This window comes from Imhoffiella purpurea, from assembly GCF_000585215.1.
Taxonomy (GTDB): Bacteria; Pseudomonadota; Gammaproteobacteria; order Chromatiales; family Chromatiaceae; genus Imhoffiella; species Imhoffiella purpurea.
The window spans coordinates 67,889-82,631 of record NZ_AONC01000052.1; the positions used below are offsets into that span (position 1 = coordinate 67,889).

Below are 14,743 nucleotides of genomic sequence, written 5' to 3' on the forward strand. Positions count from 1 at the left end.
TCCTCGTCGATTCTTATGCGTCGTCGTCGATGGCCAGTGGCTGCCTCGGCCCGAATCGGGGCGTCGGAGTCGCGGCCGATGCCGGCCGGAAAGATCCGAGCGCTGGGCGGGTTCGCTGGTCGTCGAGCGGCCTGGTGGTGGAGGCCAGTGGCGCCTCTGCTCCACGAGCTCGTCGCGGGAGGCGACTGCCTCGGGTTTTCGGGATGAACTCCAAGGAGTTGGCGCGCACGGGAGGGCGCGAAGCATATCACAAGAGCGGGTCCGGGGCGGTGTCGGGGGATGTGAAGCCCCGTCTCGAGCCCGACGCGCCGTGCGCGGGACGACCTCGGCTCAACCTGAGCGATTTCGTCGAACCTTTGCGCCGGGGTGGCCCGATGACGGCGTCAGCCGATCGGTGCAAGGGCCGTGACGACCCGGTTGCGGCCTGCGCGTTTGGCCTCGTAGAGCGCTTCGTCGGCGGCCTTGAGGAGTTGCTCGGCGGAGACGCGCGCGGTCGGCACCTCCGAGGCGAGGCCGAGGCTGACGGTGACGATTCCGTGTCTCGCCTTTGCGTGCGGCTCGGCGAGCGCCGCGACCTCTGTACGGATGCGCGCGGCGATCTGGCGCGCTACCGAGATGTCCGTGTCCGGCATCACGAGGGCGAATTCCTCGCCGCCGTAGCGGGCCAGCACATCGGACTCGCGGATGTTCTTCTGCATGACCGTTGCGATCATCTGCAGGCAAGCGTCCCCTTTCGGATGTCCGTAGTGGTCGTTGTACTGCTTGAACTCGTCGATGTCGATCATCGCAATCGCGATCGGGGCGTCGGTGCGAAGCGCCTGCCGCCACTCCGCGCCGAGCGCCTCCTCTAGACGCCGCCGGTTGGGCAGGCCGGTCAGGGCGTCGGTGACGGCGAGCCGCTCGAGCTTGGCGTTGGCCTCCTGAAGGGCCTGGGTGCGCTCGGCGACCGTGCGCTCGAGGCTGGCGTAGAGTCTGGCGTTGTCGAGCGAGACCGAGAGCTGTCCCGCGATGAGCCGGACGGTGTCGAGCCGGTTGATGCCGAACATGGCGCGGCTCTGCCGGTTTTCCAGCAGGAGCATCGCGCTCATCTGGTCGCGCGTGCGCAGCGGCATGACGAGCAGGGCGCATTTGTCGAGCGCGCGGACGTAGGGGTCGTGGGCGAAACGGTCGTCGCGGGTGGCGTCGTCGATCAGCAGGGGCTCGCGGGTGCGCTCCACGTAGCGGAGCACCGAGAGCGGCACGACTTCGGTTCCATCCGGATGGGTGAGCCAGCGGCGTTCCTGGCCATCCTGGTGCGGCAGATACCAGTCCTCCTGGTCCGGGTCGCGCAGCACCAGGAGCGCCGAGGTGGCGCCGGTGAGTCCGCAGAGCAGGTCGGCGACACGCTCCCGCAGCCGAGCCAGACTCGTCTCGGAGCTGAGCGCCTGCGACGCCCGAAGGACGGCCAGCAGGTCGATCCTGTGGCCGGACAGATCTGAGGTGCTGGCTCTGGTCGAATGCAGACTGTGCCCCCTGCCCTGGACGGCCAGCTCGGTCGTCTGTGCCGTCAGGAACGGGAATTCGCGCTCCATCCGTTCGACCTTCGCGGTGGCGCCCCAGGTCTGGTAGAGGCGTCTCGCTTCGCGCAGCGCCGCCCGGCCCGCGTGCTCGATGTCGTGGGCGAGGTGGAAGCGCCCGCAACGCTCGGCGATGAGCGCCTGGTGCCAGGACCGCTGGCGGTGCTCGACCTCCTGCAGGGCGCGGTCGTAGGCGCGGATCGCGGTCTCGACCTCTCCGGTCGCGGCAGCGCGTTCGGCGTCGAGGAGGACGAGCAGATGCGCGAAGTTGGCCGGCGCCTCGGCCGTGCGTGCGGCCATCCAGCCGCGGTAGCGGTCGAATTCGGCCAGCAGATCCGCCCGCGCCTCCGGGGCGGCCTCGGCGGCCTGCATGGCGAAGGACAGCCCCTGGAGCAGCCGGCACAGCAGCGACGCGATGCTGGTCTCGTAGAACGCGACCAGTGCGTGCGTGGCCGCCGCATGCTCGATGAGCGCCTCCTTGTCGCCGAAAATCGCGGCGAGCCAGGCCCGGATTAAGTGGTCATACGCCAAGGGGGTCGGGCCGTTCTCCGTCAGCGCCTGGAGTGCGGCGTCGAGCACGTCGTCGCTCGAACCGCCCGGGGCGTCCGTTTCGCCGCGCAGTTTCCGCACCGTTTGGCGGAACAGCAGAACGAAGGTGCCCACGTAGCTGTTGCCGGTGCGCGTCGTGAATGCCTCGCCGGCATCGAGCTCGGCGAGGAGCTCCTCCAGGGTGGACGCCAGCTCCATGACGGCAGGGATCGAGCCCAGAAAGCTCAGACCGGAGTACATGAATTCGCCGCCGCGCACCAGTCCCTCGACGCCGCACCGCAGCTCCCGCAGAGAATCCTCCATCGGTTCGAGCCAGTGGGCCGCGCTCACACCGTAGAGCACGCGCGCCGTCGAGGTCTGCGGCTCGTAACCGAGTGCCTCGCCGACGGCCAGGGCGCGACGGACGGTGGCGAACCCCGTCCGGTAATCGCCGCGCACCGCCACGGTCGCGAAATTGGCGTGGGCCAGGGGTGTGACGAGCTCAGGCAGGGGGCCGCCGCTCACCCACAACCGCGCGGCCGAGATCACCAGCCAGGGCATGACCGGCGAGCCGGCGAAGAAGGCCGGGGGGACGAGCTTCTCGATGATCTTCGCCACGGCCTTGACCCAGGGATCGCGGTTCTCGCCCCGCTCGATGTCCTGATCGGCGCTTCCCGTGGATGCCCAGTCGGTCAGGTCGTCCAGTCCCTGGTGGACCGCCGGGAAGAGGGCGTCATCGGCGGGTGCCGGGTGTCCAAGCCTGGCGAGCTGGGCGAGACCCAGCCCCGTGGCGGACGCCGGATCGCCACGGTTCATCAGACTGGCGATCTGGGCGCTGGCCGCCTCCGCTTGCAGCAGCGGATCGTCGCCGTCCTCCTCGATGACCGCGTAGAGGCGGTCCAGCTCCTCGAACCGGCCGAGTCCGACCAGGGCGGAATGGCGCTTGACCCGGAGTTCGAGCCGCAGCCGGTCGCGGCTCTCCGGCGATCCGTCGGCGCCGTCGATCAGGTCGATGGCCGTGGCGAGATAGCGCTCCGTGAGCCCATGGTTGGACAGACGTCGGGCGTGGTCGGCGCTCTGGCTGAGCAGAAACACGGCCCGCGTCCGTTCGGCCGGGTCGGTCAGGAGCTCCAGCGCCGCCATGTACTGCTCGGCCGCGACGACCCGGAACGCCGGCAGGTCGGCGAACCGGCGGGCGAGGGCCAAGTGCCGGGCTTGACGGTCCGGGACGCTCATGGCGCCATAGGCTGCCTGTTGGATCCGGTCGTGTCTGAACCGCACCGATCCCGTCCCGCGCTGCTCCATGATCAGGAGGCCGTCCTCGAGCGCCGGGGCGAGCGCCGCCTCGACCTGTGCGGCCGCCGCCTCCGTCTCGGTCGGCCCGACGCTCAAGGCGACCTGCAGCAGCGTCAGCTCGACCTCGCCGCCCAGGCAGGCCGTCAGTCTCAGGATCTCCTGCGTCGGATCCGGGAGCCCCCGGAGGCGTTGGGTGAGCAGGGTCACCACGTCGCCGAGTCCCATATGCTGATGGATCGCGGCCACGCCCCAGGTCCAGCCCTCGTCCGCGGGCACCAGCACGCCCTCTCGCCGCAGGGCGTTGACGAACTCGACCGTATCTAAGGGGTTTCCTTCGGTGTGGGGATGGATGGCGGCCGCCAGTCCTTCCGCCAGGGGCTTCGCGATGCGCAGCATGCCTGCCAGGAGCGCCTCCAGGTCCGCGGTCGGCAGATTGTTCAGGCGCAGCCGGCGCGGGGCATCTGTGAGATCCTGCCACCGCTGGAGCATGGCCGAGAGCGGATGTGTCGCGTCGACCTCCGTGTCGCGAAACGATCCCACGAGCAGGATGCCGCATGCATCCTGGTCGGCGATCACGGCATCCATGGTGCCGAGGAGCAGGGACCCGGCCCATTGCAGATCGTCCAGAAAGAGGACGAGGGGGCGGTCCGCCCGGGCCAGCGCCCGCAGCAGGCCCAGAGTCGCCCGCTGCAGCCGGACCAAGGCCCGCACCGGGTCCTCGTCGGCCTCGGTCGCTACCCCGAGCAGGGTGGCCAGCTCCGGAACCACGGCGGTCAAGAGGCCGGCATTGGTGCCCAATGCCTCGAGCAGGCGCGGCTCGAGTTCGCGCAGTTCCTCCTCCGGCTCGGCTAGAAGCAGCCGGCTCAGCCCCCGCAATGCCTGGTTCAGCGGGTCCGAGGTCGTATCCCGCCGTAACTGATCGGACTTGCCGCTGACCAGCCAGCCGCCAGCGGCGGTGACCATGGGCCGCAGCTCGTCGATGAGCGCCGTCTTGCCGACCCCCGGCGAGCCGCTGACCAGCAGCGCGCGGCAGCGCCCCTGGATCGCTTCGTCCAGGGCGGTGCGCAGGCTCTCGATCTCCGCCTCGCGTCCGACCAGATGGGAGGGCGGGGTCAGCCGCCACGGGAAGTCGCGCTCTCCGAGGGCGAAGTCCGGGTCCCCGCCGCCCGCCAGGGCCAGGCGCAGGCGGTGCAGATCCTGGCGCACGCCCTCCGCGCTCTGATAGCGACGGTCCGGCTCCTTCTCCAGCAGGCGGGCGATGATACGCGAGAGCGTCTCGGGCATCTGCGGATTGCGCTCACTCACGGGGATCGGCACACGCGTCAGATGGTCGTGGACCATCTGCAGCAGGTCGCCGTCGCCGAAGGGGGGCTCGCCCGTGGCCAGCTCATACAGCGTGGCGCCCAGGGCATAGAGATCGGCCCGCTGATCCACCGTCCAGCCGGTCCGTCCCGTCTGCTCGGGGGCCAGGTAGGGGAGGGTGCCGACGATGTCGTTGACGTGGGTGAAGGCCGGATGTTCGAGTGCGAAGGTGGTCGCCAGGTCGAAGTCGATGATGACGGGCCGACCGGATGCGCGGACCATCAGGATGTTGCCCGGGCTGATGTCCTTGTGGATGACGCCTTGGCGGTGTATCGAGGCGAGGATTTCGGTCAGGTCCTCGATGAAGGGTAGCAGATCCTCGATGTCCATCGACCGGCTGCGCGCGAACTCCGCCAATGCCAAGCCTCCGGAGTCCTCGAGCAGAATGGCATTCGGGTCGTCGGTCGCGTCGATGAGCCGTGGAACCCCCTCGACGTCGGCCAATCGGTGCAGAATCGATCTCTCGTGTCTGCGGCGGGCGGACCACCCTGGACCGCGCATCTCCTTGCGGACGACACTGCCGGTCGGCGTCGCGATGCGAGACACCAGCGTCCGGTCGCTTTCGAACAGCACGTCCATAGTCACGGTCTCGCCCTCTCTCTTCCGATTCTGCGCGCCGTGCGAGACGCCGATGGCGAAGATCGGGAAGGGAGCCAGGATCGAATAGGGATCGATCGCGAGTCCCACCGATGCAGGAGGCCGAGCTGCCAGGCCAGGGCGGTCCGGGAGCAGCCGATGGCGAGCCGTGGCGCCAGGTCGACGGCGATGCGCAGCGCGTTGCCCAGTCCGGCGAGATCGGCGCGGTGCGCGAGGCAATCGACGATGAAGGGGCGGTCGGTAGCATCTTCTCGAAGATGGATGCACGCTGACCGGCCTCGATCCTCTCCCAGCTCCGATTCGATGGATATTCCTTCGGCCAATCGCGCTCGGGTTCAGCCGCCGGTGTCGAGGCGTTCCAGATAGCGGACGAGGGCTTCCAGGAATTGCGCGTGCTTCTCCTCGTGCGGCAGATGTCCGCAATCCTCGATGACCCTAAGCTCCGAATTTGGCAATCGGTCAGCCAGCCTTCGGCTCTCCTCGGGCTTGACCGCCCGGTCGTGGTCGCCGGTGACGACCAGTGCCGGGACCTGGATGTCCGGCAATCGAGGATCGAGGTCGAGCTTGTGACTGGCCAGGAACAGCTCGAAGAACGCCTGTCCCCAAGGTCCCTGCATGAAGTCGGCCCGGTAGGCGGCCAGATCCTCGGCCGGGAAACCCTCGGGGCCATGCCAGAACTTGCGCAGCGCCGGGTCGTAGAGCCTGCGGATGAGGAACCGCATGAAGCGCCAGAAGACGGGCTTGGTGGCACGCATGCCGGCCAGCACCGGGCCGGGAACCTCGCTGGTCGCATAGCCGCTGAAGATCATGGCGCCGATCAGGACCAGACCCTCGACCCGTCCCGGGTGACGCAGCGCGGTCAGCACCGCGACCGTGCCACCGGTCGAGTGTCCGACCACGACCGCCTGCTCGAAGCCGAGCGCCTGGATCAGCTCGGCCACCAGGTCGGCCTGGGCCTCGGCGGCATAGGGCGAGGGACCCTTGCCTTTGGGAAGCGGGCGCGATGTCCGGCCGCAGACGGGTCTGTCGATGGCCACGACCGTTGCCGCTTCGGCGAGCGGCGCCATCAGATGGCGCCAGGAACGCAGGCTCATGAAGCTGCCGTGCAGCAGGAGAACGAGGCGGGGACCGGAACCGATCCGTTTGTAGTGGACGTGGAAGTCCCCCACGTTCAGGAACCGGCTTTCGGTCTCGGCGAGGATGTCGGTCGTAGAGGGATGTTTATCCATTGGAATCCATGGCTGTCAGGAGTTGCGGACGGCTGCGAGTGACGGGATGATGATCATTCTACAGTTTACGATCGATCGGCCGTAGGAGAGGGATCCACCATGAAAGAACGGCCGATTGCGCGGAGATCCTGCGCTCCGGCAGAGGGCTCGGATGGAGCTCCGCTATTGGCCGTATCCCCAATTGTATTGAATGCAGTTCTCGTAAACGATGTCGTAGGTTCGCTGCGGGTTCCGCAAGGCGTCCTGGCTCAGAACGGCGCCGGTCGCTGCGCCCATGACGGCGCCCGGACCGCGATAATCGCGCCGGTAGAGGGTGTAAGGGCGATCCTGATAACCAGGGTATCCCCGATGCCGTGAGTGTGGATGGTATGACTTGACGTCGTAAGAGAGCGCGCTGCCGATGGCGACGCCTGCGGCGATGCCGATCAGCGTATAGGCCACCTCGCGATCGAGGTTGGCGCGTCTGGTCTGCCCAGCGATGCGATGGGCCTGGCGCCGGCATTTGCTGTCGAGTTCCCAGGACACCCCGTCCCTGCCTCCGACCGGGGCCGGGTAGGTCGGCATCATGGGGGTCGGTTCCAGGCTGGAGCAGCCGCACAAGAGCGTCAGGGCGAGTGCCGATGGGAAGAGGATGGGCTTGGAGTTGAATGTCGTCATTTCACCTTCGGCTCCATGCGGCTGGTAACGGATCCGAGTGGCAGGCGAATCGGTGCGCCGGCCGTTGGTCGTTGACCGGACTCGGATTTCGTCGTGTCGCAGTATCATGTGCCGAGCCCAGGCTGTCGGCCAAGCGCTGATTGTCTGCTCCTGGGCTCGATGATCGGCTCCAGGCCCGGCTCCTGCCGCTGGATGCGCGTATCGCATTTTTTCTTGCGTCGGCTGTGATGAGACTAGGAGCGCGACGTGGCATGGATCAAGATCCAGGCGACACCGAGCCCGGATGCTGGGCTCAATGAATCGGTGCCCGATCTCGGGGATCATCTGGATGCCTCTCTGGATTCCATCCCGGAGAATCTGACGCTGGACGATATCCTCGATCGGGAAGAGGCCCAGCGATTCCAGGACGCCTTCGCCAATGCGACCGGCGTGGCCTCGATCATCACCTATCCGGATGGCAGGCCCTTCACCCGGCCGAGCAATTTCTGTCGCCTCTGCTCCGAGATCATCCGCAAGACCCAGGTCGGACTCGCCAACTGCATGCGCTCGAATGCCGAGATGGGCTCGGCGACGCACGATGGTCCCGTCATCGGCCGCTGTCTCAGCGGGGGGCTGGCCGACGGTGGCTGCCGTATCCAGCTCGGTGGCCGGCACGTGGGCAATTGGCTGATCGGACAGGTGCTCTGCGACGATATCTCTGAGGGACAGGCCGTCAGTTATGCCCGTCGCATCGGGGTCGACAGCGCCGATTATCTGAAGGCGTTGGGGGAGGTGGTGCGCATGCCGGTCGAGCAGTTCGAACGCGTCACCAAGGCCTTGGCGCTCGCCGCGGCGCAGCTCTCGAACGCGGGACTGAAGAATCTGATCCTGGCGCGTCAGGTGGAGCGTCTGAGCGTCGCCGAACATCAGCTGCAGCGGATGGCGCTCAACGACGCGCTGACCGGTCTGCCCAACCGGGTGCTGGCCAAGGATCGGCTGCGGCAGGCGATCAGCCAGGCTCAGCGGGCGAAGGACCGTGTCGCCGTGCTCTTCATCGATCTCGATCAGTTCAAGCAGGTGAACGATACGCGCGGCCATTCGGCCGGCGATGCGCTGCTCTGCGAGGCGGCCGGCCGGCTGCGGGGCTGTTGCCGCGCGGCCGATACCGTGGCGCGCCTGGGCGGCGACGAGTTCATGATCGTCCTGCCGATGCAGTCCTCCGCGGCCATGTCCGAGGTCATGGCCGACAAGATCGTTCAGCATCTGTCCGCGCCGTTCAGCGTGGACGGGCATCTCCATCACGTCACCGCGAGCATCGGGATCGCCATCTATCCGGACGACGCCCTCAGCGGCGAGCGGCTGCTCAGTTGCGCCGATATCGCCATGTATCGCGTCAAATCGGAGGGACGCAACGGTTACCGGCGCTACAGACCTGAGATGAACACCAAGGCCATGCGTCAGGCCAGTCTCGAGGACGGTCTCGATCTCGCCCTGCAGCGCCATGAGTTCGTGCTCGAATTCCAGTCCATCCACCGTGTAGGCTCGGCCTGTCCCGTCGGGATCGAGGCATTGCCGCGCTGGCAGCATCCCACCCTGGGGCGGTGTCTGCCGTCCGAGTTCGTTCCGCTCGCCGAGGAGACCGGCACCATTCTGGAGATCGGCGCCTGGGTTCTGGAGCAGGCATGCCGGGAGGCCATGACGTGGCCGCGATTGCCGGACACGCCTTTCGTCGCCGTCAATCTGTCGGCCGAGCACCTCTCCGATCCGGGCTTTCTGCCGATGCTCGACGGGATTCTCGAGCGGACCGGCTTCACGCCCGGGCGTCTCTGTCTCGAATTCACGGAAGACATTGTCATCGCGATCAAGCGTAACGGTGGCGACGTCCTCAAGCGGCTGCGCAAGCGGGGCGTTTGGATCGCCATCGATCATTTCGGCGTCGGCAGCGTCGCACTGAGCCAGCTCAGACATTTTCCCATCAATCTGCTGAAGATCGACTCGGTCTTCATCCGCGACCTTCCGCAAAGCGCGGTCGACCGGCAGCTGGTGTCCGCGATCGCGACCCTGGGGCGGAATCTCGCGATCCAGGTCGTGGCCCAGGGGGTGGAGACCGAGGCCCAGGCGGTCTGTCTCGAGTCCTGCGGCTGCGAACTGATGCAGGGCTACTGGACGAGCCCTCCCGTCGACGCGGCCGAGCTGAGAGGCTATCTCGATGGGCTGAGGTGAGGGACTCGGGTGACGTGCTCGCATCCATGGCTTCAGGCGCGAGCGCGGCCTGCATCTGATGGGGCCGGCATCTGCCAGACCATTTCCACGAGCGGATATTCCCAGGTTCGGCAGCGATAGGCGTTGCGGTACTCGGCCTTGCCGTCGTCGGCGTGACGCCGCAACAGGGCCAAAATCCGGATCTCCTCGATGTCCCGGATGCGCGGCAGCCAATCGGCAGATGCCTGTTTCGAGAGTCGGGCGACCGTCCTTTTGTGTCGATCCTGGAGCATCAGGTAAGGCGGTGCCGGACGTGGGTAGAGCCGGTCCCCGCTCGCGAGCGCGGACAGCTGCGCATGGATGGGTGCATCTTCGGGACATCGCCCGGCATACCCCAAGTCCATATCGGCCGGAGACAGCGGACTGTATCGCCTCCGGATCGCTCCAGTCTCTGCTGGCTCGATCGCGACGCACGAGGCGGTCAGCCAGTCTCCGTCGAACAGACCGGGGTTCGGGTTTCCGCCGTCCGGGACACGGCCCAGGGTCAGTGTCTGCCGTGCCCGTGTCATACCGACATAGAAGAGCCGAAGATCCGCTTCTCCGGATGCCGATCCGCTCCACTCGCCATCGGCGATCAGGACATGGTCGAACTCGAGCCCCTTGGCGCCGTGCAGGGTCGAGAGCGTCACGCCATCGTCCAGGCAGCGCTCACGTCTCTGCTCGGCGAGCGACTCGTAGACGAACTCGGCGATCTGGGCGCAGGGGAGGGCGAGTCCGCCCGACTCCAGGCGCCAGTCGGCGATCAGCGCGTGCAGCAGGCGCGGCCACTGATGTGTCGTCTGCGGGATCCAGGCGTCCAGCTCGTCGGCCGTCAACGAGATCTGCGACTGCTTCTCGAGCCGATCGATCAGAGCGGCGATCTCGCGCACCCGGTGAAGCGGCGGGAGCTCCTGACGCCAGGCGATGGGGATGCCGGCTGCCTCGCAAAGCGCGCGGATGGGATGCAGTGTCTCGTGGCGAAAGGCCAGTACGGCGAAGTCCGACCACTCGGCCTCGCCGAGGTCGCGCAGTCGCCGGATGCGCTCGATCAGGGCGGCGGCCTGGCAGGCCGAGTTCTCCAGTTCCATCACCTCGACCCGGCCGCGTCCGTGTGGATCCAGCGTCTCCCAGCGGCCTCCGGCCGGTTCCTGCGCGCGCAGGCGGTCGATGCGGATCGCCTGCTCGGTCTTCATGCGGTCGCGGTTGTGGGCGATGAGTGCGTTGGCGGCATTGATGATGTGTCGGGTCGAGCGGTAGTTCTCGACCAAATGATGGATCTGGGCCTCGTAGTCCTCACGGAAACGACGGATGAAGGCGACGTCGGCGCCACGAAAGGCATAGATGTTCTGGTCGTCGTCGCCGACCGCGAGCAGCGTCAGTCGAGCCGGGTCGGTCTCCGATCCCGATGCCGCCTCGGCGCGGCCGGCGATGGCTCCGACCATGCGGTATTGGGCGGCGTCGATGTCCTGGTATTCGTCGACCAGGATGTGGCGGTAGCCCGAGAGCAGGCGCTCGCGCACTCCGTCGGGCTCGATACCGGGCAGGTCGGCGCGTCCCTCGAGCAGTGTGATCGCCTCCTCGATGATCTGGCCGAAGTCCATCGGCCGATCGCCGGTCTGACCGCGCGCGGCGAAGGAGCTGCCGGTGAGCCGCATGGCGAATCCGTGATAGGTCTGCATGGTGACCCCGCGCGCATCGTCTCCGACCAGTGCGGCGAGCCGGCGTCTGAGTTCCAGCGCGGCGCTGCGGTTGTAGCAGAGGATGAGGATGGTGCGTGCCTCGACCCGCCGCACCCGCAGCAGATAGGCGCAGCGGTGGACGATGACCCGGGTCTTGCCCGATCCGGGGCCGGCCAGCACCAGACGATTGCCCTCGTCCGGCGCGGCGACGATCTCGATCTGGCTCGGGTTGTCCAGACTCTCGACGATGCGCCGGAACGACTCGGCCGTGGTCGCGCGTTCCAGCACCTCGCGCTGGTCCGGGAAATAGCGCTGGACGAAGGACTCCTTGTCCAGGGTGAAATAGGCGCTGACGAAGGCGATGGCCTGGCGGATCTTCTCCAGACCGAGCCGGGCATAGCGGTCCATGACATGGATCTGGAAGACCCGCTCGCTGTAATGGGTCGCCAGCGGGGCATAGTTCCCCTTCGAGTAGGGTCGGCCCTTGGATTCGGGCAGGATGCGGATGCTCATGGCCTGGCGGAAGACCGCGACGCCCTGTTGCAGCACCATGGCCCGATGCTCGTGAAGGAAGAGGAGTCCGCGCTCGACGGCGGCGAGCCGGTCCTTCACGGCCCCGGACAGGCTCAGGTCGCGTCCGAGCGCATCGGTCAGCTCGTCGGTGCCGAAGCTGATCAGGAGTTCGGCGCTGGGCGGGGCATCGGCCGGGATCTTGTCCATCAATGTCTGCAGCACGACCCTCGCGACCGCCTGACGCCGCTGGGCCGTTGCGTCCAGATCGGACCAGGCGCGGTGCAGCCGGAACCGATAGCGGTCCCGGTCCAGCTGGCGGAATTCAAGGCTGGAGCGATCGCCGGCCAGGCCGCGTCCGTCACGGGCGAGTCCCGCGAGCAGGTTGCGCAGCGTCTCCGGATTGCTCTCCATGCCCTGGTCGCGTAGACGCTGGTTGAGCTGGCGCAGCGAGAGCGGATACCAGTTCCCGTCGTCGGCGTCCGGAGCCTCCTCGCGCAGCGCGGCCAGCATGGCGCGCTCCAGGGTGCAGACCCGCTGCAGGGTCGGCATGGATGCCTGGGCGACCTTGTGGCGGAGGAAGGCGCTGAGCTGGGGGCCTTGGTGCAGCAGTCCGGCGCTGGCCATGTCGTGGAGCGTGCGCATCACGCGCTGACCGGCGGTCTCGCCCCGATCCCATTCCGGCGCCCGGCTCCCGGGGGCATGGTCGGTCGAGCGGAAGACGCCGAGCAGCGCCAGCTCGTCGGCGGTCAGGCCCTCGTCCGGGTCGCAGTTCATGAGTGCCTCGAGCACGGCGATCCAGCGCCGCCGCTGTTCGGCAGAGAGTCCGAGTTTGGCGATGCGTTCATGCGCCTCGTCGAGATCCCTGACCGCCGGCCGTCCCTGGAAGACCCGGGTACGGTTCTCGTTGCGCTCGACGAACCCGGCACGCTCCAGCCAGGCGACGGCGATCTTGACCCGGGTGTCGGCGCTGGCGTCGTCGGCCTCGAAGCCGACCCGCAGTTCGCCGTCGCGCAGCAGTTCGCCGCTGGTGACCACGACCCTGCCCTCTTTGTCGCGCTTCGCCCGGCGCAGTCCGCGCAGGATTTCGGCGATGTCGGCGCGGGTCAGTTCGGAGCGCGATTCCATGCCGAACTGTTCCTCGATGTCCTGTTCGTCGTAGAGCAGGATGCAGCGCGCGGGTCGCCGGTCGCGCCCGGCGCGTCCGGCCTCCTGGACATAGTTCTCCAGCGATCCCGGGATGTCGATGTGGACCACCAGTCGCACGTTGTCCTTGTCGACCCCCATGCCGAAGGCGTTGGTGGCGGTGATCACCTGCAGTTCGCCAGCGACGAAGGCGTCCTGGATGCGGCGTTTCTCGGGGGCCTGGAGTCCGGCATGGAAGCCCTCGGCGCGCCAGCCCTGAGACTTGAGAAACTCGGCCAGCTCCTCGACCCGCTTGCGGCGCGAGGCATAGATCACGGCCGCCCCGTCCTCGCCGAGATGTTCCTCCAGCACGGACTGGAGCCGCGCCTCCTTCTCCTGGCGGCGGGTGAGGAGTACGTCGAATTCCAGGTTCGGCCGCTCCTCCCAGCCCTGGAAGAGCGTCAGCTCGACCTTGAGCTCCTTGTGGAAATGGTCCTGGATCTCCTGGATCACCTCGGTCTTGGCCGTGGCGGTGAGACAGACGATCGGCGGTATCCGCGTTCCCTGGAGCTCGGCCAGCTCGCGGATGAAGCGCGCGGCATAGAGATAGTCGGGCCGGAAATCGTGGCCCCATTTGGAGAAGCAGTGGGCCTCGTCGAAGACCCAGGCGCCGATCTCGCGGCTCTCTAGCACCTGGCGGAAGGAGGCGTTGCGCAGCTGTTCGGGCGAGACGTAGAGGATGGCGATGTCGCCGAGACGCACCCGCTCCAGCACGTCGCCGCGCTCGGGCGGGGTCAGCATGCCGTAGATGGCCGCCGCGCCCGTGGTGCCGGTCTTGGCGGCGAGGTTGTCGACCTGGTCCTTCATGAGCGCCTGGAGCGGCGAGATCACCAGGGTCAGGACCCCGCGCCGCTGGTGGCGCACCAGTGCCGGCAGCTGGAAGCAGAGCGACTTGCCGCCGCCGGTCGGCAGGATGGCGAGCTGGGATCCGTCGCCCATGCCGTGGGCGACGATGGCCTCCTGGAGCGAGTCGCCGGCCTCGGTCGCGGGCGTCTCCCTGAAATGCTCGAAGCCGAAGAAGCGTTGGAGTTGGACGCCCGGATCGTGGATCTCGCGGCACCAGGCGCAGTCCGGCGACCGGCAGGGGACGTCGCGCAGTGCGTGCAGCAGTTCGATGGTTCGGGGGAAGCGATGTCGGACCCAGGGTGGCAGCACCGAGCGCGCGCCCGCGACCTGGAGCCAGGCGGTGGCATAGGCGACGACCGGCCGCAGCCTGGGGTCGGTGAAATATCTCAGTGCCAGCGGGCGGGAGGCGCTGGAGCAGGTCCGCCCCGACCAGCGGCGCCGAACCAGGTCGAGCGCGGCCGGGACGTCCGGGAGCTCGGCACCCAGCGCCCCGAGGACGATCGAGATGCCGCTTCCGCCGCGCGGTGCCGACTCCAGATCCAGGGCGCCGCGGAAACAGAAGCGATAGAGCGCGAGCAGATCCGAGTCGCCGGCCGCCGAACGACGTTCCAGTTCCTCCCATTGCTCGGTCAGGACCTGGGCGGCCAGATGGCAGTCGGCCAGTGGGTCGGATACCGTTGCCCGCACCAGCTTGTAGTTCTTGACCAGGCGGTGATAGGGGTTCTCGGGAAAGACCAGCGGCGACAGGAAGAGTGTGTCGACGACCGGGCGGTCGAGCAGCCTGAGCGCCGGCGAGAGGGCGCGCAGCCGGTGGAGATCGTGCCCCAGCAGGTTGTGCCCGACCGCCAGCTCGGCGTCGGCGGCGAAGGCGTCTAGCTCCTGCAGGGCGCGATGCGGATCCGATCCGACCTGGCGATAGAAGGTGCGATCGCCATGGACCGCGCCGATCTTGTGGATCTCGCCGCCCGGTCCGGTTTCCAGATCGAGTAGCAGTGAGCGGTCGAGAAGATCCTGGAGACGTGTGTCCATGTCCGGATTATGCACTGCCCGGCCCTGTCGTCTTCAGCGCCGCTATGAG

6 protein-coding genes are annotated in these 14,743 nt (G+C 67.7%); 2 read left to right on the forward strand and 4 right to left on the reverse strand.

The window, feature by feature from the left end; all coding sequences use genetic code 11:
* Window positions 1-383: 383 nt before the first annotated feature.
* A complete protein-coding gene (locus tag D779_RS16095; RefSeq protein ID WP_052348201.1) occupies window positions 384-5,429 on the reverse strand; it encodes a diguanylate cyclase domain-containing protein in 5,046 nt (1,681 codons plus the stop codon).
* A gap of 2 nt (window positions 5,430-5,431) precedes the next feature.
* On the opposite strand from D779_RS16095, the gene D779_RS16100 reads away from it, so the two are divergent.
* Window positions 5,432-5,611: a hypothetical protein gene (locus D779_RS16100; protein ID WP_043756015.1), complete on the forward strand. Its 180-nt coding sequence runs from the start codon at window positions 5,432-5,434 to the stop codon at window positions 5,609-5,611.
* A 63-nt stretch (window positions 5,612-5,674) separates the two neighbouring features.
* On the opposite strand, the gene D779_RS16105 is transcribed toward D779_RS16100, so the two are convergent.
* On the reverse strand, window positions 5,675-6,568 hold the full coding sequence (locus D779_RS16105) for an alpha/beta fold hydrolase (RefSeq protein WP_043756017.1): 894 nt from the start codon (window positions 6,566-6,568) through the stop codon (window positions 5,675-5,677).
* A 162-nt stretch (window positions 6,569-6,730) separates the two neighbouring features.
* A complete protein-coding gene (locus D779_RS16110; protein WP_043756019.1) occupies window positions 6,731-7,225 on the reverse strand; it encodes a glycine zipper family protein in 495 nt (164 codons plus the stop codon).
* Between the two features lie 246 nt (window positions 7,226-7,471).
* Between D779_RS16110 and D779_RS16115 the strand changes: the two genes are divergently transcribed.
* The gene (locus D779_RS16115) at window positions 7,472-9,427 is read left to right on the forward strand and encodes a putative bifunctional diguanylate cyclase/phosphodiesterase (protein ID WP_052348202.1); all 1,956 of its coding nucleotides are present in this window, start codon (window positions 7,472-7,474) and stop codon (window positions 9,425-9,427) included.
* A 32-nt stretch (window positions 9,428-9,459) separates the two neighbouring features.
* Here the strand turns inward: D779_RS16115 and D779_RS16120 are convergent, their stop codons facing one another.
* On the reverse strand, window positions 9,460-14,694 hold the full coding sequence (locus D779_RS16120) for a RecQ family ATP-dependent DNA helicase (RefSeq protein ID WP_043756020.1): 5,235 nt from the start codon (window positions 14,692-14,694) through the stop codon (window positions 9,460-9,462).
* Window positions 14,695-14,743 lie beyond the last annotated feature (49 nt).